12 protein-coding genes are annotated in these 23219 nt (G+C 39.8%); 11 read left to right on the forward strand and 1 reads right to left on the reverse strand.

Annotation, left to right across the window (positions count from 1 at the left end; all coding sequences use genetic code 11):
* Positions 1–47: 47 nt before the first annotated feature.
* From C3K47_RS05015 to C3K47_RS05025, 3 genes are read left to right on the forward strand one after another with little or no spacing between them, the layout of a single operon-like run.
* A complete protein-coding gene (locus C3K47_RS05015; RefSeq protein WP_243392490.1) occupies positions 48–3548 on the forward strand; it encodes a SusC/RagA family TonB-linked outer membrane protein in 3501 nt (1166 codons plus the stop codon).
* Between the two features lie 34 nt (positions 3549–3582).
* The gene (locus C3K47_RS05020; protein WP_103788179.1) at positions 3583–4995 is read left to right on the forward strand and encodes a RagB/SusD family nutrient uptake outer membrane protein; all 1413 of its coding nucleotides are present in this window, start codon (positions 3583–3585) and stop codon (positions 4993–4995) included.
* Positions 4996–5014: 19 nt separating this feature from the next.
* On the forward strand, positions 5015–6178 hold the full coding sequence (locus C3K47_RS05025) for a TlpA disulfide reductase family protein (protein ID WP_103788024.1): 1164 nt from the start codon (positions 5015–5017) through the stop codon (positions 6176–6178).
* A 690-nt stretch (positions 6179–6868) separates the two neighbouring features.
* On the opposite strand, the gene C3K47_RS05030 is transcribed toward C3K47_RS05025, so the two are convergent.
* Positions 6869–7828 carry a YheT family hydrolase gene (locus C3K47_RS05030; RefSeq protein ID WP_103788025.1) on the reverse strand — a complete coding sequence of 320 codons (960 nt, stop codon included), beginning with the start codon at positions 7826–7828 and terminating at the stop codon, positions 6869–6871.
* A 331-nt stretch (positions 7829–8159) separates the two neighbouring features.
* Between C3K47_RS05030 and C3K47_RS05035 the strand changes: the two genes are divergently transcribed.
* The 8 genes from C3K47_RS05035 to C3K47_RS05075 all read left to right on the forward strand — a co-directional run bounded on the left by C3K47_RS05035 (position 8160) and on the right by C3K47_RS05075 (position 23214).
* The gene (locus C3K47_RS05035) at positions 8160–8813 is read left to right on the forward strand and encodes a 1-acyl-sn-glycerol-3-phosphate acyltransferase (RefSeq protein WP_103788026.1); all 654 of its coding nucleotides are present in this window, start codon (positions 8160–8162) and stop codon (positions 8811–8813) included.
* A gap of 613 nt (positions 8814–9426) precedes the next feature.
* Entirely contained in the window at positions 9427–12237 is a 2811-nt protein-coding gene (locus C3K47_RS05045) for a sugar-binding domain-containing protein (RefSeq protein ID WP_103788027.1), read from the forward strand.
* A gap of 134 nt (positions 12238–12371) precedes the next feature.
* Entirely contained in the window at positions 12372–12758 is a 387-nt protein-coding gene (locus tag C3K47_RS05050; protein ID WP_103788028.1) for a hypothetical protein, read from the forward strand.
* Between the two features lie 149 nt (positions 12759–12907).
* Positions 12908–15799, forward strand: coding sequence for a triple tyrosine motif-containing protein (locus tag C3K47_RS05055; RefSeq protein WP_103788029.1), 2892 nt, complete (start codon positions 12908–12910; stop codon positions 15797–15799).
* Between the two features lie 260 nt (positions 15800–16059).
* On the forward strand, positions 16060–19098 hold the full coding sequence (locus tag C3K47_RS05060) for a SusC/RagA family TonB-linked outer membrane protein (RefSeq protein WP_103788030.1): 3039 nt from the start codon (positions 16060–16062) through the stop codon (positions 19096–19098).
* Positions 19099–19115: 17 nt separating this feature from the next.
* Complete coding sequence (locus C3K47_RS05065; RefSeq protein ID WP_103788031.1) at positions 19116–20603, forward strand: RagB/SusD family nutrient uptake outer membrane protein; 1488 nt, start codon at positions 19116–19118, stop codon at positions 20601–20603.
* 20 nt (positions 20604–20623) lie between these two features.
* Complete coding sequence (locus tag C3K47_RS05070; protein ID WP_103788032.1) at positions 20624–21535, forward strand: LamG domain-containing protein; 912 nt, start codon at positions 20624–20626, stop codon at positions 21533–21535.
* An 11-nt stretch (positions 21536–21546) separates the two neighbouring features.
* A complete protein-coding gene (locus tag C3K47_RS05075; RefSeq protein ID WP_103788033.1) occupies positions 21547–23214 on the forward strand; it encodes a glucoamylase family protein in 1668 nt (555 codons plus the stop codon).
* The last annotated feature ends 5 nt before the right edge of the window (positions 23215–23219 follow it).

Below are 23219 nucleotides of genomic sequence, written 5' to 3' on the forward strand. Positions count from 1 at the left end.
CCCAACTGCTGTGCGATATCCGTTCACAGCACAAACCATGGAGAGTTATGAAGCTAACATTTTTGCTTGTACTCGCAGCGATAATGCAAGTCAGTGCAAGCACTTATGCACAGAGAATTACATTATCTGTAAAAAATGCTGAACTAGTTACTGTTTTTGATAAGATAAGCGATCAAACCGGTTATGATTTTGTTGTCACCAACTCAATTTTAAAACGCGCCGGTAAAGTAACCCTGGATGTTAAAAATGTAGAGTTAAAAGAGGTAATGGAGCAGATCTTCAAAAACCAGCCTTTTGAATTCAGCATTAACAACAATACAGTACTCGTAAAAAAGAAACCGGCTCCACATGCAGTAACAATTGTAAGTCCGGTAGCTACAATTGATGTAACCGGAAAAGTAGCCGATGATATGGGTATTCCTTTGTCGGGAGCTGTAATCAAGGTAAAGGGAACTTCAATTCAAACTTCAGCGAACGAAAACGGTGAGTTTACCTTACGCAATGTTGATGAAAATGCAGTGCTCATTATTTCATTTTTGGGTTATAAAACCAGGGAAGTAAAGGCTTCAAAAGACCTGGGTACTCTTTTCCTGGCTATTGATCAAAATGAGTTAAAAGAAGTATCGGTTTCTACTGGTTATCAAACCATTCCTAAAGAGCGTGTAACCGGTTCTTTTTCAAGCGTTCCTGCTAAAGAGCTGGAGCATCAGCGATTAAGCAATATAAACTCCTTGCTGGAGGGTCGTATACCCGGCTATAATAATGGTGTGATCAGGGGAACTACTTCAATGAACGGCGTTACCACTCCTCTTTATGTGATTGATGGCTTTCCGGTGGAAAATACTCGCTACAGTGCATCAGGGAATATTGAGGAAAGCGTTCCTGGTTTAAACCTCGAGGATATTGAAACGATCACCGTGCTTAAAGATGCCGCGGCGGCATCAATTTATGGCGCCCGTGCAGCAAATGGAGTAGTGGTAATTGTTACCAAAAAAGGTAAAAAAGGAAAACCGCAGGTTTCTTTCTCCAGCACATTTACCATGTCGCCGTATAAGTTATATACCAATAATATTACCAACTCTGCGGATATAGTTGCATTGGAAAAAGAATGGGCTGCCAATAACCCAAATTTACAAGGTTCTGGAGCTGCTGACTATGCGAATTCACTGTTAGAAAACGCTGTTTATCCAAGTCAGGGCATTAATTCCTTACTTCGTTATTATTCAGGTAGTTTATCAACAACAGAGCTGGATACAAAGCTTAATCAGTTATCTGCAGGAGGTTATCAATATTACGATGACGTTAAAAATTACAGTAAACGTGATCCTTTTTTTCAGCAGTATAACCTGAATATTGCCAACGCTACAGATAAAAATTCGCTTTACTCTTCAGTTACTTACCGCAACAACAAATTCGAAGATAAATACTCCGATAATGAATCATTGGGGCTGAATCTTAAGAATACTACTTTTTTCAATAAGTGGTTTACCCTTGAGTTAAGCAATTATTTCGACTATGGTAAAACCAACAGACAATCTTATTCAACGCTTTCACCGGGATATTCGTTTCAGGCTTATGACCGCCTGGTAAATGCTGATGGCAGTCATTTTACTTCAACAGCCGAATCGCGCTTAAGCGCAAATACCATGTCATTGATCAACGACTATAATTTGTATAACATGGATATCAATGCCTTGGATGAGCAGCAGATGAATGTAGGTGAAAGCAAAAGCTACAGCAATCGCTCGTTCATTAAGCTAAAGGCAGATATCACCAAATGGTTGTCATTTAGTCCTACGTTCCAGTATGAGTTTGGTAATGATCGTTTGAACCAGTTGTATAATAAAAATTCTTATTACGTAAGAAACAGAGTAAATGGTTTTGCCAGCTATTCAGCCGATAAGGGTTTTAATTATAATCTTCCTTATGGAAATATATTCGAGGATCAAAATCAGTATACCTCATCTTATAATTTCCGTCAGCAGTTTAACGTAGATAAAACTTTTGGCCAGAAGCATAATCTTACGGCTATTGTAGGTTCCGAAATAAGAAATGCCAAATTGGAATACAAATCAGGCAATCTTTACAATTATGATCCTACGGTTTTATCATTCGACCTGATTGATGCCAAAGAACTGGCAAATGTTGATGGAGCAATTTTGGGTGGACAATACTTTTCATCTTCTGATATTGCTCTTCAGCGTGAAACCGTTAACCGATTCGTGTCCTTATATTCAAATGCGGGTTACTCTTATGACGACCGCTATTTAGCAACTGCGAGTATTCGTTGGGACCGCTCAAACCTTTGGGGTACCAATTCTAAATATCAAAATAAACCGCTTTGGTCGGTAGGCGCTGGCTGGAATATTCATCGGGAAGCATTCTTTAATGTGAAATGGGTTGACCTGTTAAAACTGCGCGCTTCGTATGGTATAAGCGGTAATATCGCTAAAGATGCAGCTCCCTATATGACGGCATATTACTATGCGAATAATAACGTTGGAGGATTGCAAGGGTCAATTTCTGCTCGTCCAAATCCATTGCTTTCATGGGAAAAAACAGGTACTACCAATATTGGTGTTGATTATGGATTTTTCCAAAATCGTTTAACAGGATCAATTGATTTTTATTCTAAGAAAGGCGAAAACCTGTTAGCTAACACCATGGGAGTTCCTACGGAAGGTTTCGGCTATTCAACCTATTCAATTAACAATGGGGAAATGTTGAACAAAGGGGTAGAGGTTTCCTTATCCGCTGATATTATTCGGAAAAGCAACATTCGTTGGAATACCACCCTGCAGTATGCACACAATAAAAACGAGGTTACCTATGTGAATGTTGAAGCGCCTGTATATTTTCTTCAATTGGACTATCCGGAGGCCTATCCTCGTATCGGAAATCCATATCAGGCCATTTACAGCTATCGTTGGGCCGGATTAAGCGAAGATGGACTTCCACAGGTGTATAATGAAAATGGAGAGAAAATGTTGTATTCCCCGGGTTCATTAGAGTCGATCGTTTACAGTGGTTCAACCGTTCCTACTTATTCAGGTTCATTTAACAACCTATTGGATTATAAGAATTTCACTTTTTCGTTTTTGTTGACATTTGAAGGCGGTCATAAAATGAGGAACTCGTTTCTGCCAATGCTAGGTAACAGTTATAACAGCGCGGTGTTTAGTTACGTTTCACAAATCGGCCCGGTAAACAAAGACATTGTGAACAGATGGAAAAGCCCGGGAGATGAAGCCAAAACGGATGTGCCTAGAGCCGTTTTTGCAGAAGATCCAAATTATAGCAGTGATAGCTATGAGATCTATCGTAATGCTGATATCAATGTATTAGATGCATCTAATATCCGTTTACGTAATATTTCTTTGGCCTATACACTTCCTCAGAAACTCACTAAAAAAGCCGCACTCTCTAATGTTCGCTTACAGTTTAATGCCGAGAACCTCTTTACTATTGCTAAAAGTGAAACGGCTAAGTACCTGTTAGATGGTTTCCGTTCTCCAAATTATGTATGGGGAGTTTACATGAACTTTTAAAGGTTAGTTGAGAATCATTAAAATGAATCAAAAGATGAAAAAGAAACTATCAGTCACTATAAAAATTATGGCGGTGCTTATGGTAGCCTGCCTGAGCAGCTGTAATGATTTTTTGGAAATTGTGCCCAAAGGTGAAAAAATACCCACTACGTTAGCTGATTTCGACGCCCTTTTGCGCGACGAGTATGGTAATCAGCGTACAGATATTACTCAAGCTACACTCTTGCTGAACGATAAGTTCGAATCGACTTCAAACTTAAATTATTACAAATTATACAGCGCAAATTATTTCTGGCAGGAAGATGCCGATCGTATTGCTTTTAATAACAGTGATGAAGGAACCTATTACAACAGTTATATGGCTATTTCCACCAGTAACCTGATCATTGAGCATGCCGCAGAAGCAACCGAGGCAACTGAAGCTGATAAAAAGCAGTTGATAGCACAGGCTAAATTTTTAAGAGCAACCAACTATTTCGTACTGGCCAACTACTACGCTGATACGTATGAGGAAGGTAATGCTGAAAGTAAACTTTCAGTTCCCCTTATTACCAGTGCAGATATTGGAGCGCCTTATACCCAGGTGAGTATTAAAGAAATTTACGCTTTTATACTTAAGGACATTGAAGAAGCTATTCCAGATTTAAGGGCTGCAGGAGCTACCATTTTACACGCAAATTTAGGAGCGGCATATGCGCTTTCGGCTCGTGTTCATTTGCAAATGGGGCAGTACGATCAGGCGCTGGCGGCAGCTAATCAAGCCTTAGCGCAAAATGATAAATTGTTCGACTGGACAGCATTTTATAATCAATATAAAACGCAAATAGAGCAACCCAATGTCTATACAAATGCTCCATCGCCAATGGGTTATGACTATGTTGAAAATTACAATTTCCGCCACGGTGTTAGTTATTTTGCAGGCAATGAAACCAACATCAGAACCGATCGGGCTACCCGTTTTGAACAAGGCGATGCTAAGTTCGCTTCCCGTTGGAAAGTAAGAACTGTTGGGGCTGATACTTACTGCAAAAGTATTATCCGTGGTTTTTTCAATTATGGAGGGATGACCACTACCGAAGTTTACTTAATCAAGGCTGAATGTTTGGCTCGAAAGGGAGATATTACGGGCGCCATGAGCACCTTAAATACCGTGCGTAAAAAGCGTATTCTTTCTTCCTATTATGCTGATCTGACAGCCACAACCACACAAGAGGCGGTAAAACTAATTCAACGCACAAAAGGGAATGAACTTATTTTGGGCATTACGCCATTTGCTGATATGCGCCGATTGAATAAAGATCCTGATTATGCAAAAACCTTAAGTAAAACCGAGAATGGAAGCAACCTGTCGCTTTCCCCAACATCGCATATGTGGACAATGCCATTCCCGCAAGGGGCTATTAAAAACCCGGGAAATGGAACCCTCAATCAAAATGTAAACAAGTAAAATTTTAAAGCGATTGATTATGAAACTCAATATAAAAAGTGTTTGCCTGGCATTGATCATTTGCCTAAGCATAACCAATGTATTTGGACAGCAAAAACCTTATACCATTACAGCCACCATAAAAGGATTGCCTGATGGCACCAAAATGGAACTGATCCCGGGGGCCACACACAAAGATGAAAAGCCTGTGGCTGAAGCTGTAGTAGCTCAAGGGAAATTTGCTTTTAAAGGAAACTTGGCAGAACCGCGCTTGTTTTATATAAAAACAGCAAACGCATACGGTGTTTATGCTCTAATGGTTCAGGATGGTAACATTACACTTAGCGGCCATGCTAAACTTTCCGGGAATGGTGAGAATCAATTCTATTCTTTTGAGAGTATGGTGGTGAAAGGCAGTGCTGCTCATACTCAGTTTCTGCAAAAAAGAGCGCCACGTGAGCGACTGGATTCTATTTATTATGCGAACGATAAGGCCAATAAAGACATAAATGGAAAATTAGAAGCCGCTCATAAAAGTAAAGACACCGTTTTGGTGAAATCTTTAAAAGAATCGGAAGCCTATAAGCAATTGGAAGCCCGGGAAAGTGCTTTTTTTGATTTGGCCGGGAAAACTATCTCTAAAATAATCAGTGATAATAAAGAAACCTGGTGGGGTCCGTTTTTCGCACTAGATCTTTATAGTTATTTCCGTCCGGATGATAAACCTTTGTATACGATGCTTTCGCAACAGGCAAAGGATAGTTATTACGGAAAAATACTGAAAGAGGAGCTTGATCCGGAAGGTTTTAAAGGAAAATCGGCACCATTGCTAGATATAAAAGGAGAGGGAAATACGGATTTAGCTTCTTTATTAAAAGGTCATAAATATGTATTGGTTGATTTCTGGGCATCATGGTGTAATCCCTGCAGAAAATCCATTCCGCATTTGAAAAAGGCTTATGCCGAATTAAACGATAAAGGTTTGCAAATTGTGAGTATTTCAATTGATAAAAAAGAGGCTGATTGGGTAAAAGCTCAAGGCGAAGAACAATTGCCATGGCCTAGTTTTTTAGATAAAGGAACCACCGCCAACGCCTGGAAAGTTAGAGCGATTCCTACTATGTTTTTGCTTGATTCAAAAGGTACAGTAGTAGGCGAAGGTTTGTCATTAGATGAACTATTAGCCAAAGTAAAAGCCGACTAAAAACTGTTTATTTTACTAAAAGACGAAAGATCATTTCATAACCTAAATCAATAACCAACGAGGGGGGCATTAATGCTCCCTTTTTTTGGTTTGAATGTGATTGTTTCTAAGGAGAAAGATTATTAAGGACGTTTTATTAAAAACTGATTCGAGATAACTAATGCTATCCATTTGTAATTGTTCAGTTATGGACGTTTTGCCCTCCGCGGTCGGGCAGACCGAATATTCACGATGGAACTGCGTCCAATTCCCCTTCATGCCTCACCGCAAGGGCCTGAATTGGCCAAGGTTCCTTACGTGAATATTGAATTGTTTTGCTCATTTATTAAAAGATGAGCGTGTATTTACGTTTTATATTTTAGTATAAATAAAATCGATAGGTTTTTGGGAACGCAGGGAAGACAAAACGGCGGGCCATGGATCGGGCCTGTGGGAGGGAGCTTCGTTTTGTCTTGACTTTTTGGGTACTTTTTTGTCAAGAAAAAAGTACCTAGGCCTCGGCCGGCTATGAGGCCGACCATACTCGGGTCATTTTGGGATGGATCTTGAATTTCCCCGCTCGCGCGCGTTTGCAACGCGTGCGAAACATACGCTGGTGTTTGTAACACAAATAGCAACCCAACCAATAAAGCTCGAACCTACGCTCGAGCTTTATTGGTTTTTTGTGTACCTATTATCTGAGTGGATACATCAATAAGAATCCTTCACAACTTCCTTAAGAAATTTCTCTAGTCTATTTGGCATCCAAGATTCGGAAGTAGAAATCGGAAACGCAGAATGACCTCCTCGTTTAGGCATATCAAGAAATATATGATCAGATGTTCTTGCCAAATCGATAGGATAACAGTTGTTGGACAAAAATGGATCATTTTGAGCATTCACAATTAAAGTCGGGATACTGATCTTCTTTAGAGAATTTATGCAACTGCCCGCTGAATAGAAATCATCTAGCGAGTTAAAGCCAGAAAATGGGGCAGTGAAATTTGCGGAGAATGCTTGTATCGACTTCATTTCATCCAGTGCATTTACATCGAATATACCGGGGTGGTGAATTTCCAATTTGCGCACTTTGTTTTTTAGTTTGTTCAAAAAATTTCGAGCAAAGACGCGGTTAACCAATCGGTCAATTTTCTTCTCAGATCTGTATAAGTCGCAGGGTACAGAAAAGGCTACAACGGCTCGTAGATTTGTGGGTATACTGTGTCTCCCTGCAAAATTTAGTGCCATGTTGCCGCCTAATGAAAATCCAACAAGCACAAGTGAACTGTAGTTCTCAGCGTATTTCATCACAACAGCCTCTATGTCTTTAGTAGATCCGCCATGATAAAGCACTGGTAAACGGTTCATTTCTCGTCCGCAACTCCGAGCATGTATTGCCAGAATGTCCCATCCAAGTGCCTTAAAATGTACTGCCATTTGCTGCACATAATGACTTCTGGAATTGCCTTCTAGGCCATGGCAGAGGATCATTAGTTTGTCATTACCACCACGAATCCAATCGAGCTCTAAGAAATCCCCATCTGGCAATTCTAGTTTTTCAGTTTGATAAAGTGTATTGTCTCGTTTTACTCCAAAAACCGGGGCTAAGGTTTGCAGGTGCCCACTGAATAGGTAAGCTGGAGGACGATAATAGGATTGTATGATTGGCATTCTTGTGTATATAATTTATAGTAGTTTTAGTTGAGATCAGTTCGTATATCAAATACGGATAAAGGAGTTGATATAGGGATAATGGCAAAGTTACAAACTCATCTGGTCTGAGCAAATGAGAGGCAAATCTTACTCTTTAAAAATTGTACTCGATAGAACATTATATATTGAAACCCTATTCTTATTTGGAAAACACAAGGCGTGGTTTTTGACTTCGATTGCTGCTGATTTTTCCAGATGGCTTAAAAAAACTAATTTTACCACCATGGATATAGACCATAAATTTTGAAGAATTAACGGAAAGATTTGCCAATACGAGAGATTAATAATTATGATTAAAGATACACCCAATAAAATTATTAAATGGTTAACCGCAAAAAATGTAGAGCGTTGGGTTTTGCGTCATTTTGCTTCTATAAAGTTTATTGGTGAACTGAAGGTAGAACAGGATCGTTCTTGCTTAATGTTAATGAATCATTATAGCTTTAATGATGGGGCAATTCTGCATCGTATTTGCCGAACGATTTTAAAAAAGGAATTAAAAGCGATGGTGATCGAGGCGCAGCTAAAAGCGTTTCCAATATTGAAATATGTAGGTTGTTTTTCAATAAACAAAAAGTCAAGAAAAATGATTGAATCGTTAAATTATGCTGCTGAGCTGCTTCATGATCCAACAATAATGTTAGGTATTTATCCCCAGGCTGGGTTATATTCTATGCATTTAAACAAGGTACATTTTGTAAGTGGACTAGAATATATTTTAAAACGGACTCATTCAATACCTTTCCAGATTTTTTTCGGCGTAACATTGCTTGACTACCTGGAGAACTTTAAACCGGTAGCTCGGGTATACTTAAAAGAATATCAGGGGGGGCGCCATGTGGATCAAATGGAAGAAGCCTACAACCAATTTTACTTAGAATGCAAACAGAATCAACAAAGGTTATATAATCCACCTGAAAGAGTTATTGATAAGATCGGATAATTTATTGATTTTTCTACCAAGCAGAATAACCCCTAGTAGTCTTAAATGCCCAGCTCGCGTTTGCAACGCGTGCGAAATACTGGTTAGTGGTTACAAAATAGCAACCTAAACAATAAAACTCGAGCTAAAAAGACAGAACTCCAGCCGAAAAAGTGGTGGTAGATATGGTATCGCAAAATGCGATACCATCAAAGCAAGTTTTGGGTGGAGCTTTACCTTATGCTTTCACAAAACTTGAGCAGCAGCAATAGAGTTGGTCAAGGATAGTATACGTCTAGTATGCGTCTAGTATACGTCTAGTATACGTCTAGTATGCGTCTAGTATACGTCGAGTATGATCCGACCTAGGGGTAGATAGTTTGGTTACTTAGCGCGAAAAGCAAATAGTTTCGCACAATGCTTTAACATTCAGTTTCCGGGTTAGCGGCCAATTTATTTTTTAGGGTATGTGTTGCTTAAACACTTCAAACAACGGGTGAGTAATCGTTCAACTGCAAAAAAAGCCCATTAAAGGTTAAAATATCATAAGGTAATATTCAGGTGGAGTATTAATTTGGACCTTTTGTAGTTAAGCTATCTAAGGCTTTCAACCTTTAACAACAACATTTTACTGATGAGATTTACTTTCGTATTACTGGCTCTTGTATTTTCCATTCATTCCTCTTTTTCTCAGAATAAAAAAACAAACGATTCACAAAGCTATCGCGAACGGATTGAACTAAGTGGCGAATGGCAATTTGTATTAGATACAGCCAATGCGGGCGTTAAGCAAAAGTGGTTTTCGAAAAATCTTCCTGAAGCGATCAAGCTCCCACAAACTACTGATGAGGCTCATAAAGGCTTTCTGAATAAAGACACCAGTACGATGCATTTGAACAGGGTCTATCGTTATGAAGGCGCGGCTTGGTATCGGAAAAAAGTAACCATTCCTAAATCGTTTGGAAACCACTATGTAGAGTTGTTTTTGGAGCGAACCAAATCTTCGATGATTTGGGTAGATGATCAGTTAGTTGGAAATTCAACACTTCTTCAATCGGCACAGAGTTTTGATGTGAGCAAATACCTGACACCCGGCGAGCACTTTATTACCATTCGCATTGATAACTCATTAAAACTGACTCCCTACGGAAACGTACATATTTATTCAGATGACACGCAAACCAACTGGAATGGTATCATTGGTAAGTTGTATTTAGAAGCTTCAGCCAAAACTCATATAACCGAGCTTCAGGTTTTCCCTCATATCGAAAACAAAAGCTTTACTATTAAGCTGGAAATAGATAATCCATCTGGTTTAAAAAATGCTACGGTTGATCTGTTAGTGGAGAAACAAAAAGATGGAAAGGTTCAACAGTTAAAAACCGTTAAACAAACTATAAAGCTTGACAATGTTGTTGAGTTAAGCTATGATGTAAGTCAAGACCTTGATCTGTGGGATGAATATCAACAACCTATTTATAAACTCACGGCCATTGTTTCTACCGGAAAATCTAAAGATGCTCAGTCGGTTAGATTTGGAATGCGCAAGTTTGCTGTAAAGGGCACTCAGTTTACCATAAACGACCGCACAACCTTTTTAAGAGGTAAGCATGAGGCCTGTGTTTTTCCACTTACTGGGCACCCGCCAATGGATGTGGAAGGCTGGTTACATGTGCTGAAAATAGCTAAGTCATACGGCATCAATCATTATCGTTTTCATTCTTATTGTCCGCCGGAAGCCGCTTTTACAGCTGCAGACCAGGTTGGGATTTATTTACAGCCGGAACTTCCTTTTTGGGGTGAGTTGAACACCGATTCGCTAGCTACCATGCTTCTTGAAGAGGGTAAGGCGATGCTGAAAAGTTACGCCAATCATCCATCTTTTGTTATGTTTTCGCATGGAAATGAGCTAGGCGGTAACCTCGATAAAGTCCAAAAGAATATAGAAACCCTAAAGGCCTATGATAGCCGACCTTTATATACCGAAGGGTCGAATATTTACATCGGTTATCATGAGCCGGCGTCAATGTCCGATTTTTACTTAGGAGCAAGAACTCCTTCTGCCGGAGATACTACCTTAACCCATACTCGTTTAACGCATGCCTTTGTTGATTCGCGTGATGGCGGAATTCTGAATACTCAACTGCCTTCAACAAATGTGAATTTTGATTATGCGGTTTCTAAGATCAAAATTCCGGTAGTGAGCCATGAAATAGGGCAGTATCAGATATATCCTGATTTCAACGAGATCAAAAAATACACCGGGGTATTGGAAGCCCGAAATTTGATGGTTTTCAGGGACCGTTTGAAAAAGGCCGGAATGCTCGATCAGGATCTGGCTTTTCAAAAGGCTTCTGGAGCATGGTCGGCATTGTGTTATAAAGCTGAGATGGAAGCTGCTATCAGAACCAAAGGATTTGGAGGGTTTCAACTGCTCGATCTGCAGGATTTTCCGGGGCAGGGAACAGCGCTAGTTGGTATTCTGGATGCATTTATGGATAGCAAAAATGTGATCAGCAAGCAGGATTGGCTTAACTCATGTAATGATGTGGTAGTGTTGTTGGAGTTTCCGAAGTATTGTTATACCAATAAGGAAACGTTTACCGCAGATATAGTGGTTGCCAATTATTCCAATAAATCTGTGAATGACCTTCATTGGCAAATTAAAAACAGCAGTGGTGTTGTATTGAAAGAGGGAATATTGAATGATTTGAAAATTGATGTTGGAGGTTTAACTAATGCAGCAAATGTGAGTTTCCTGCTTTCGGAGATAACCAAACCGGAGAGGCTAACTATTAACTTGTCGGTAAAAAATGGCCATTATACCAATTCGTATCCTATTTGGGTTTATCCGGAATTAAAGACGATTCCTGTTTCAGAAAACGTGACCGTTGTTAACAGATTAACAGATGAGGCAATGACCAAACTGAAGGCTGGAGCTAAGATGTTATTGTTCCCGCAAACAGCTGATGTTAAGAAAAATAGTGTTGCAGGATTATTTCCGCCTGAATTTTGGAACTGGGGAATGTTTAAAGGTATTAGTGAATGGGCCAAGAAACCCGTTTCTCCGGGTACTTTGGGTATTTTAGCCGATCCGCAGCATCCAATTTTTAAATCCTTTCCAACCGATTCACATACCAACTGGCAATGGTTCTCGATCATAAAAGCCAGTAATGCACTAATATTGGATGATTTAAACAAGAATTACCGGCCTATTGTTCAGGTGATTGATAACCTTGAGCGGAACCATAAATTAGGTTTGGTGTTCGAGTTTAAGGTTGGCGATGGAAAATTGTTGGTGTGCATGTCGCAATTGCCTGAACTGCTAAAAAATCCAGAAGGTTTACAATTCTATCAATCGTTGATCAACTACATGAATTCAGCAGATTTCTATCCTAAGTATGAAATTCAAACTGTAGAATTGAGCAAGTTGTTGGGAATTTAAAAAATCAAAAGCAAGCATAAATTACAGCATACTTTGGGGTAAACAGTTTGGCTAGTGTTTAAAAATCAGTATCTTTTATCAAACATTACAAATGGTAAAAATTAAATTCCTGTACTTTTAAACATTAAACGATTATGAAAAAAATTGCGCTCTTATTGATTATTGCACTTGCTAGTATTCAGGTTGCCAGTGCCCAAAAGAAATGGGCAGATCTTTCAAAAGAAGAAAAAGTTTCAAAAGCCAAGGCATTTAGGGCTGATAATCAAAATTACCTGAAAACCACATTGGGCATGACCCCAACACAGTTAACTGATATTGATAACGTTAATGCCTGCTATCTTTCTACCCTCGATAGAATCGATCGCTACGGAAAAACAGATGAGGATAAAGAGAAATTAGCCGAATTCGCTACCGCCGCTCGAAGCGCTCAACTCGACGCAATTATGGGTACTGAAAAACGCGATAAGTTTGTTGCCTACGTTCAGGAGAAACTGAAAAAAGCAGGTGTTAATTTGGAATAATTCATAAATAAAGACCCTTTATAAATGCCCTTGCAAGCTTATGTATTGCAGGGGTATTTATTTTGATTGAAGCTTAGAAGTTAGATAAGCAAACATTTTCTTATTTTACGGTATACCAATTTATCATCTTACCAAATTTTGCAAGAATTATGCAGTGTACTCTACGTCGCTTTTGCTTCCTCATTTTATTCTTCCAACTCGTATATACTTCAGGTTTTGCCACCAATATCAATGGAATAGGGGTCCCCTTTGTTGAAAATTACTCCAAATTGACCTACCAGGCTGGAAATCAAAACTGGTCGGTGGCCAAGGGGAAGAATGGCGTAATGTATTATGGTAATTCCGAAGGTTTGCTCAGCTTCGATGGCCGTTACTGGCAGCTGTTTAAAATGCCCAATAATGTAATTGTGCGTAGTGTTGCAACGGATCAGAATAAGGTTTATACCGGTGGATTTGGAGAGTTTGGCTACTGGACCTACAATGCCGAAGGTAAGTTTGGCTATACTTCGTTAATTTCTTTAATTCCTAAAAACAATCCGCTTAATGGTGAAGTATGGAAGATCTATGTTGATGCCGACAAGGTGATTTTTCAATCGTTCGACTGTATATATATCTATCAAAAGGGCAGGATAACGGTGGTGAATGCTAAGGAGCCTTATTTGTTTTTGTTTAAGGTAGGAAACAGGTATTTCGCGCAAAAGCTTGCCAATGGTTTATACGAATTGAAAGATCATGCGCTCGAATTAATAAAAGGTACTGAAGAAATTGGTCAGTCGGGAGTGTTATCAGTACTTGCTTTTGGTGCAAAAATTATAATTGGAACAGCCAAAAATGGGCTCTTTGTTTATGAGAATAATGAGGTTAAACCTTGGAAAACGCAGGCTGATGATTTTCTGAAAACATATCAGCTGAATAATGGAACCGTTCTTTTTGATAAATATGTGGCTTATGGAACTATTCTCAACGGTATTATTATTATCGATGAACAGGGTAATGTAATTCAGCGTATTAATAAATCCAGTGGGCTGCAAAATAATACGGTTTTAAGTTTATATACAGATGAATACCAGAATCTATGGGCCGGATTGGATAATGGTATTGATCGTATTGAACTGAATTCTTCGCTATATTTTTATTTTGATAAGGCAGGACAATTTGGAACAGTTTATTCAAGTATAATCCATCAGAATAAAATTTACATAGGTACCAACCAGGGCCTTTTTTATAGCCCATGGCCTGTTTCTGGTAACAGTTTCCACAACTTCGATTTTAAATTTATTCCTAACTCTCAGGGACAGGTTTGGGATCTATCACTAATTGATGGTAAACTTTTCAGCGGAAGTAATGAAGGAACTTTTTTGGTAAATAATGGTTCGCTTCAAAAGATCTCATCCATAAATGGCGGATGGGTAATCAAAAAGCTTAATTCAAACCCTAATTATCTCATCCAGGGAAATTATACCGGCATCGCCATTTATCGTAAAGATGCTGCTGGGAACTGGCAGCTTCTTAACCAGTTAAAGGGTTTTGGAGAGCCCTCCAGATATATTGAGCAAGACGCCCGTGGACAGTTATGGGTGAGTCATGCCTACAAGGGCATTTACAAGGTTACGCTTTCAGCCGATTTGTTATTGGCAACAACAGTTACCTATTTCGATGCAAAAAAAGGGCTTCCTAGCAGCTACAATGTAAATGTGTTTAGCCTTGAGGGTAAAATAGTGTTTTCGTCCGACAAGGGGTTTTATGTTTATGATGATATTTCGGACAGGTTTAAACCCTACGTTGAGTTAAATGCATTGCTGGGTTCTTTCGCTTCCTCTAATAAGATCATAACTGCCGAAGGCAAGCGTTACTGGTTGGTAAATCATGGAAAAGTAGCGCTGGCCAACTTTTCGGTACCGGGTAAAGTAAGTATTGATTCAGTTCAGTTCAATATGCTCAATGGGCATATGGTGCAGTATTACGAAAACATTAACCGAATTAATCCTTGGCTTTATTTGATAAGTGTTGATGATGGTTTTGTGCTTTACAATGAGAGCAACGATAGCTCCAAAAAAGCATTACTGCCAAAGGTTCTTATTCGTAAGATCGAAAACGCGACCGATAAGATTACGACCATTGCCGAAACTGATAGTTTAGCAAGCACCATCGTATTGCCCCACAGTCAGAATAATATCCGTATTTCTTATGCGCTTCCTTATTTTCAAAAAGGAAATGTTATGTATCAATATTTTCTGGAAGGGTATTCAGGAGATTGGTCTGAGTGGAGCATTCAAACCCAAAAAGATTTCACCAACCTGCCTTATGGTACTTACAAGTTTATGGTAAGAGCACAAGTGAAAGGGAGTTTAATCACCAAAATAACAGTTTTTACTTTTAAAGTTTCACCACCATGGTATGCGAGCATGTGGGCATGGTTAATCTATTTACTTGTCGGTATTATTGCGATATTAAGATTCAGGAAGTTGTATTTCAGGAAATTGACTAAGCATCAGTTCGAAATTCAGGAACAATTGCAAAAGGAACAAGAAGAATTTCGCCGGCAGGAAGCCTTAGCGAATGAACGCAAGATTGCTCAATTGCAAAAGGAACAGCTGGAAGCTGATCTAGCAAGTAAAAAGAGGGAGATGGCGAACACCACCATGAATATTGTTTACAAAAATGAATTACTGGAAAAGATTAGGGATGAAATACATAACCTTACTGACACATCTGGTAATTTGCTTTCGTATGACCAGCTCAAGAAAATACAAAAAGTTATAGACGAGGGGATGAATGATGAACGTGACTGGAATGTTTTCGAGAATAGTTTTAATGAGGCGCAGGGTAATTTCTTTAAAAAATTGAAAAGTGCCCATCCTCACCTGGTGCCAAATGATCTAAAACTTTGCGCTTACCTCCGAATGAATATGAGCAGTAAGGAAATGGCATCACTGCTCAATATAACGGTTAGAGGAGTGGAGATCAGGCGCTACAGGTTGCGTAAAAAGCTGAATTTGCCACATGATAAGAATCTGGCTGAGTATCTCATGGAGCAATAATCACTACATCATTACCTCTCATAAACAAATTGTAAAGCATACACTAAGTTGAGTTTTTTCTTGTGGCATACTAAGTGGATAAAGCAACTCTGTATGAGATAAACAGCTAAAAATGGCCTCTTTATTAATAATGAGGCCATTTTTGTTTTTTGATGACGTATTAATGTAGAAGTGCTTTATTATGTTTCATGCAAATCTTCCCCCAAATTTATAGTACGATCAATCTATAAACTGATTTATTAACAACTGATTTATCAACTATGAAAAGATTATTTACCCACAGCCTGTTTGGGATAGTCCTCTGTTTCCTTTTCGTAAATTTTGCATTAGCCCAAAATGCAATTACGGTAAGCGGGAAAGTGACCGATGCGCAAGGTCTTGGCTTGCCTGCTGTAAGCGTTTCGGTTAAAGGAACTAACAAAGGTACCCAAACCAATGCCGAAGGAAGTTTTTCTCTTCAGGCAAGTGTTGGCAATACCCTTGTATTTAGTTATTTGGGTTTCCAAACCAAAGAAGTTCAGGTTACCGGAAGTACCTTAAATGTTCAGCTTATTGAAACCAGTACGGCCTTGGAACAGGTTGTTGTGATAGGTTATGGGGTTCAAAAGAAACTGGATGTTACCGGTGCTGTAGCACAGGTTAAAGGTGAGGAAATCTCCAAACAATCGGTGCCTAACGCAGTAAGTGCCTTACAGGGAAAGGTTGCGGGTGTGCAAATTACTAATTCAGGTTCTGCCGGAACCTCGCCTCAAATTCGTATTCGGGGTTTGGGAACGGTGTATGGTGACGCAAATCCGCTGTATGTGGTGGATGGAACCTGGTATAATGACATCGGATTCCTAAATCCATCGGATATCGAATCAATTAATATTTTAAAGGATGCTTCCAGTACAGCGATGTATGGTGTACGCGCTTCAAATGGAGTTGTGCTGATTACCACTAAAAGAGGTAAAGGAGACACACGAATAACCTATAATGGCTATGTGGGGCTGCAAACCATTAATAATACTATTAAAATGGCCAATGCTTCGCAATATGCTACTTTAATAAATGAGCTGAATAACACTCCAACATTTGCCAATCCCGACGCTTTCGGCAACGGAACCGATTGGATGACTGCGGTTACCAGAAATTCATTTACCACCAACCAATATTTAACTGTAAGCGGTGGCTCTGAAAAATCTTCTTACAATTTTTCTATTGGCTATTTTGGACAGGGAGGAAATGTAGAGAAGAATCAATACGATAGAATAACCGCTCGTCTGCAAAACGATATTCTGGCAACAAAATTTTTAAAAATAGGGTATAACGCCATCTTAGAAAACAAGAAATCAACTGATGTCCCCGACGATATTATTTATAAAGCTGTAACTGCCGCTCCGGTAGTTCCGGTACGTTATGCTGATGGATCCTGGGGAGATCCTGCTGATTATCCCGTAGGAAACGTTCCTAGTAACCCCGCACTTCAACTGGATGTATTTACACAAGAATCTAAAGGGAGAAGAATTACCGGAAGTGCGTTTGCTGAATTTTATATAGTAAAGGGCCTTACTTTCAAAACTAACTTCGGGGCCGAATATAATGAAATCGACCGCAGGACCTATAACCCGGTTTATAATTATGATACCGAGCTAGGGGCTGCCACTCATACCCAGTATAATCAAATAAGCTTGCTGACCATAAACCAGGATGAAAATAATAACTGGATATGGGAAAACACCCTTACCTATGAAAAGACGCTAGATAAACACCGCTTCACACTTTTGGGAGGTCTTTCGGCTCAACGTTATAAAAACTATTTCATAGAAGGTTCAGCACGTAACGTGCCTAATAGTACTTCAGGTGATATTTATTTAGCACTTGGCGATAACGATACCCGTACGCTTAAAGATGGCGGCGACTTATCAACGGCCCAATCCTATTTTGGTCGTATTAATTACGTTTATAATGATAAATACTTATTGAATGCTTCGTTCAGAGCGGATGGTTCTTCTAAATTTTCTCAAGATGATAAATGGGGATATTTCCCTTCGGTAGGTATTGGATGGGTGATCAGTAGGGAAGAGTTTATGAAGAAATTCGACTTTATCAATGAACTTAAAATAAGAGGAAGTTGGGGTATTGTAGGGAACTCAGGTATTCAAACCAATATATCTACCTTAACTGTTGACCAAAAACCTGAATTTACCGCGGTGTTTGGCGGATTGCCTTATACCGGGGCAAATATTACTTCAATTGTTCCTCCTGTGCTTGTTTGGGAGCGGGGTAACGGTACCGACTTTGCCATTGAAGGTGCGTTCATGAATAACCGGTTAACGGCCGAGCTCGATTGGTATAATCGTACTACAGAAAGGGCCATTTTCCCAATTCCAGTGTTAACATCTTTAGGAACTACTTCTTCGCAGCTTATAGGTAACCAGGCTGATATTCGAAACAGGGGTTTTGAGTTTAGTTTAGGTTGGAAAGATGGAAACAAATCAAATTTTACCTATTCATTAAACGCAAACTTAAGTATCAATAATAATAAGGTAACGAATGTAGAGTCGGGCGAAAATCCAATTTACGCTGGTGGTGATGCTGCAACAGGCGGGCAGCTAAGCACAATAACTGTACAGGGTGAACCTATTGGTCAATTTTATGGATTGGTGGTAGATGGCATCTTCCAAAATGATGCTGAAGTAGCCGCTTCAGCTCAACCTGATGCAAGTCCGGGTGATTTCAAATATCATGATAAGGATGGCAATGGTATCATTGATGCCCGCGATCGTGAGGTGATCGGCAATCCAAATCCTAAATACATGTATGGTATTAATACCAGCTTTGCTTATAAAGCTTTTGATCTGGCTGTTGATTTTCAAGGGGTGGCCGGTGTTGATATTTATAATGCGAACAAAGGAGTTCGTTTCGGTTCTGAGAATTACAGTGAAGATTTTTATAATAACCGTTGGCATGGTGCAGGAACCTCCAATTCTTATCCATCAGCCAATGTTGGTGGCGGACAAAATTATGTTCCTAATTCATGGTATGTTGAAAATGGTAGTTATTTCCGGATCCGCAATATTCAACTGGGTTACACTTTTGATACCAAGTTAATTTCGAAATGGAAAATGCAGAAGGTAAGAGTATATGTTAACGCTCAGAATCCGATCACTTTCTTTAGCTATACCGGTTTTAACCCGGAAGTAGGCACAGCAAAAAATGATGTTGGAGGTACTCCAAAAACCATTAATACAGGTATTGACCGTGGGGTTTATCCTTTATATGCAACCTACAATTTTGGCTTAAACGTTACATTTTAACATTAAAAATCAAGACCATGTACTTTACAACTAATTCATTTATATCTACCAAAAACCTACTGGCCATTTTTATTACCGCTGGTTTGGTTTTTCAAAGCTGCAGTTCCGATTTTTTAGATGTCCCTCCACAGGCAAAGGAAGAAGCCGAAGCATTTTTTGTTACTCAAGATGATGCAACTAAAGCTGTGAATTCTATATATGCCAATTTAAGGGTTTGGAACCAGGTGGCATTTGCTGCTATTGCGATTGAAAGTGTTCCTGCGGATGAGGCTGAAAAAGGCAGTAGCCCGGGCGACGCTACTTTCTTCAACAACTTTGATAATTTTACATATACCGCTTCAGAAGGGCAAATCCAGGATTTTTGGACAGGACAGTATCAAAGTATCAACCTTTGTAACCAGGTGATTGAGAACATCCCTCCCATTAATATGGATGCCAATTTGAAAGCCCGTTATATAGCCGAAGCTAAGTTTGTTCGGGCTTACAATTACTTTCGATTGGTTCGCGCTTTTGGTGATGTGCCTTTGCGATTATCATTGCCAAAAAGCAATGTAGATTTCAATATACCACGTACGCCTAAAGAACAAGTTTGGGCGGCGATAGAGCAAGATCTAACCGATGCTGCTTCAGTACTTCCTCCAAATTATCCGGCAACCGATGTGGGAAGGGTAACAAAAGGAGCAGCCTTGGCTTTGCACGCAAAAGTGGCCATGTATCAGAAAAAATGGAACGATGTTCTTAATTACACCAACCAGGTAATGGGTTTGGGTTATTCCTTGTTCCCCAATTTCGAAGCCTTATTCAGAATAGCAAATGAGAATAGCACCGAATCGGTGTTCGAGATCCAATGCCAGAGTTTGCCAGGTATTCAGGGAGCGTCTAACAGTCAGTATTCTCAGGTTCAGGGTGTACGCGCTCAAAGTGGTGGCGGCTGGGGCTTTAACGTTCCAACAGAAGCATTGGTAGATGCTTTTGAAGCCGATGACCCACGTAAGGATGCCACAATTATTTTCAGAGGCGAAACAACCCCCGAAGGTGATGCTGTAGCTCCAACAGGCGACAATCCTCGTTATAACCAAAAATCATACGTTCCCTTTACGGTTCCTTTCAAACAAAACGAAGGGGAAGATCAAAACATCAGGGTAATTCGTTATGCCGAAGTGTTATTGATGAATGCCGAAGCGGCTAACGAGTTGGGAAATTCTCCGCAGGCACTTACTTCGTTAAATGCAGTTAGAGAGCGGGCAAGAGGGGGCAATGCTGCTATTTTACCTGATGTAACCACTACTAATCAAGATCAGTTGCGGAATGCTATTTACCACGAGCGCCAGGTGGAATTGGCTATGGAGTTCGACCGCTTTTTTGATGTGATTCGCCAGGGAAGAGGTTTTGCCGTATTCAGTACTAAGGGTTTTAAGGAAGGTAAAAATGAACTGATGCCGATCCCTCAAAATGAAATAGATAAAAGTGCAGGCGCTTTAACTCAAAACATCGGTTATAATTAATTTTTTCAAACTGAAATTTTATGAAAAGAAATCTATTTAAACAGTCGATATATCTTATAGCCGGAGTTTTGATTTTAAGCTCTTGTGAAGAAGACCATAATGATGAATACGCACCCGAGAAACCTATCGGTGGTTACAACAGCGTCCGTGAAATTTCTCCTGATAATTTAGTTGGCTATTGGGCCTTTGAAAATAGCCTTACCGATAGTGCCGGCAGTTTGCAAGCTACCCCAACAAATATTACCTACGCTACAGGTAAAAAAGGGCAGGCATTTCAGGGTGCAGCAAACGGATATGCGGTAATTAACGATGCAGGTACGGTTCTTCCAGCTTTAACGAGCTATACCATTACTTTTTGGGCCTATACAGCCCAAGCCTCAAAAGCAACCGGAATTTTTGCCCTTAATAACAGTAAGGATTTTTGGGGTAGCCTGGATATCTATATCGAACCTTATATCCAAAACGGGGTGCCAAATGTTGATAGCCTTTTCTTTAAGATACATATGAACAATGATAATGTGGTATGGAAAGGCCAGTTTACCGATACCAAGTTTGGTGCAGCTGTAAATAAGTGGGTTCATATTGCCGCTACATATGATGGAGATAAGTCTATTTACAATGTATATGTTAACGGAAAACAAATAGGAGTAAATACGGCCGGTAACCCACAAGGGACAAAAGGGCCCAAACTACATGGCGATGATCCGGCAACGCACGATATCCCATATGGCCTACTCAAATTTGTAAATGCCTCTAAGATCGCTTTTGGTGCTTTCCAATTCCAAACCGTTCCGAGCTTAAACGTAGGGGGAACTCCACAAGATTGGGCAACCAATTTTTCGGGAGCATTGGATGAATTCAGAATTTATAATAAGGCCTTAGCCGAATCGGATGTTAATTCGATTTATAAACTCGAATCGCTAGGGCGTTAAGTCATACCCCAATGAAGTACAAATTTATTTTATGGGTTCTGTGTGTGTTAATGGTGGGTTACTCTTGTAATGATAGCAGTGAGAGCAACCCGCCAGAACCACCTCCATCATCATTTAATTTTGTGAGTTTAACAGTTAATGGAGTATTTACCGGCTTTAGCTATATGGGTGTAAATGAAAAACCGATTGTGAAGCTTACATTTTCAAAGCCAATAGCTCAAAATACGGCTACCAATGGGCTTGTGTTCAAAGATGCGGGAGGAAATGCTGTCCCTTATACACTGAGCTTTGAAAATGGCAACACGACACTGGTAATTCAGCCAAGTATGAATTTAAATTACCTGACCAAGTTTGTGGTTGGGGCTACCACTAACCTTACAGCAGAAGATAAAGGAAAGTTGTTAACGGCCGTTGCTGTTGATCTAATGACTGCATACGATGCTTCTGATAAATTTCCGCAGCTTACCGACGATGAACTGTTAACGCTGGTGCAAAAACAAACGTTCAAATATTTCTGGGATTTTGCCCATCCCACAAGTGGTTTGGCTCGCGAGCGGAATACTTCAGGAGATTTGGTAACCATTGGCGGTTCTGGTTTTGGGGTAATGGCTATTGTAGCTGCGGTTAACCGCAACTTTATCACCCGGCAGGAAGCTCTTACCCGTTTAACTAAAATGGTAGATTTTCTAACTACTAAAGGAGAAAAGTTTCATGGTGCCTTTCCGCATTGGATGAATGGCGCTACTGGTGCTGTAATTCCTTTTAGTACAAAAGATAATGGGGCCGATCTGGTGGAAACCTCTTATTTGATCGAGGGATTGTTAGTTGCCCGGCAATATTTTGATGGAACCGGTACAGAAGAAACCGCTCTTCGGGATAAAATTAATGTGCTTTGGAATGGTGTGGAGTGGAGCTGGTTCAGAAAGAATAATGAAAATGTATTGTATTGGCACTGGAGCCCTAATTATGCCTGGGATATGAATATGCCGATAAAAGGTTGGAACGAATGCCTGATCACCTATGTGTTGGCAGCTTCTGCACCCACCTACAGTGTGCCAAAGACAGTTTATGATGAAGGATGGGCAGCGAACGGAGCCATGAAAAATGGCAGTGCATACTATACCATTACGCTGCCTTTAGGACCCGCTTATGGAGGTCCGTTATTTTTTGCGCATTATTCGTTTTTGGGAATTAATCCCAACGGATTAAAAGATAATTATGCCGACTATCAAACGCAGGTGGTAAATCATACTAAAATCAATTATCAATATTGTGTAACCAACCCATTGAATAATTACGGTTATGGTTCAACTTGCTGGGGACTTACTGCGAGTGATATTCCTAATGGTTATACGGCCAGCTCGCCAACCAATGATGTAGGTGTAATTGCACCAACAGCAGCCGTTTCATCATTGCCGTATACGCCAACTGAATCAATGGCGGCCCTGCGCTTTTTCTATTATAAACTAGGCGATAAGTTGTGGAGTACCTATGGTTTTTACGATTCGTTCAGTTTAAAGCAAGGATGGTTTTCAAATTCTTACCTGGCCATTGACCAAGGGCCGATGATCGTAATGATTGAGAACCATCGGAGTAAACTGATTTGGAACTTACTGATGAGTTGTCCGGAAGTGAAAACCGGTTTAGTTAACCTTGGCTTTCAAAGCCCTAATCTGTAATCACA

Source organism: Solitalea longa (assembly GCF_002920915.1).
GTDB classification, from domain to species: domain Bacteria; phylum Bacteroidota; class Bacteroidia; order Sphingobacteriales; family Sphingobacteriaceae; genus Solitalea; species Solitalea longa.

What these genes read in the sequence shown, in the direction of transcription:
- C3K47_RS05015 (WP_243392490.1), top strand. Translation starts at nt 48, where the DNA reads ATGAAGCTAACATTTTTGCTTGTACTCGCAGCGATAATGCAAGTCAGT.
- C3K47_RS05020 (WP_103788179.1), top strand. Translation starts at nt 3,583, where the DNA reads ATGAAAAAGAAACTATCAGTCACTATAAAAATTATGGCGGTGCTTATG.
- C3K47_RS05025 (WP_103788024.1), top strand. Translation starts at nt 5,015, where the DNA reads ATGAAACTCAATATAAAAAGTGTTTGCCTGGCATTGATCATTTGCCTA.
- C3K47_RS05030 (WP_103788025.1), bottom strand. Translation starts at nt 7,828, where the DNA reads ATGCCAATCATACAATCCTATTATCGTCCTCCAGCTTACCTATTCAGT.
- C3K47_RS05035 (WP_103788026.1), top strand. Translation starts at nt 8,160, where the DNA reads ATGATTAAAGATACACCCAATAAAATTATTAAATGGTTAACCGCAAAA.
- C3K47_RS05045 (WP_103788027.1), top strand. Translation starts at nt 9,427, where the DNA reads ATGAGATTTACTTTCGTATTACTGGCTCTTGTATTTTCCATTCATTCC.
- C3K47_RS05050 (WP_103788028.1), top strand. Translation starts at nt 12,372, where the DNA reads ATGAAAAAAATTGCGCTCTTATTGATTATTGCACTTGCTAGTATTCAG.
- C3K47_RS05055 (WP_103788029.1), top strand. Translation starts at nt 12,908, where the DNA reads ATGCAGTGTACTCTACGTCGCTTTTGCTTCCTCATTTTATTCTTCCAA.
- C3K47_RS05060 (WP_103788030.1), top strand. Translation starts at nt 16,060, where the DNA reads ATGAAAAGATTATTTACCCACAGCCTGTTTGGGATAGTCCTCTGTTTC.
- C3K47_RS05065 (WP_103788031.1), top strand. Translation starts at nt 19,116, where the DNA reads ATGTACTTTACAACTAATTCATTTATATCTACCAAAAACCTACTGGCC.
- C3K47_RS05070 (WP_103788032.1), top strand. Translation starts at nt 20,624, where the DNA reads ATGAAAAGAAATCTATTTAAACAGTCGATATATCTTATAGCCGGAGTT.
- C3K47_RS05075 (WP_103788033.1), top strand. Translation starts at nt 21,547, where the DNA reads ATGAAGTACAAATTTATTTTATGGGTTCTGTGTGTGTTAATGGTGGGT.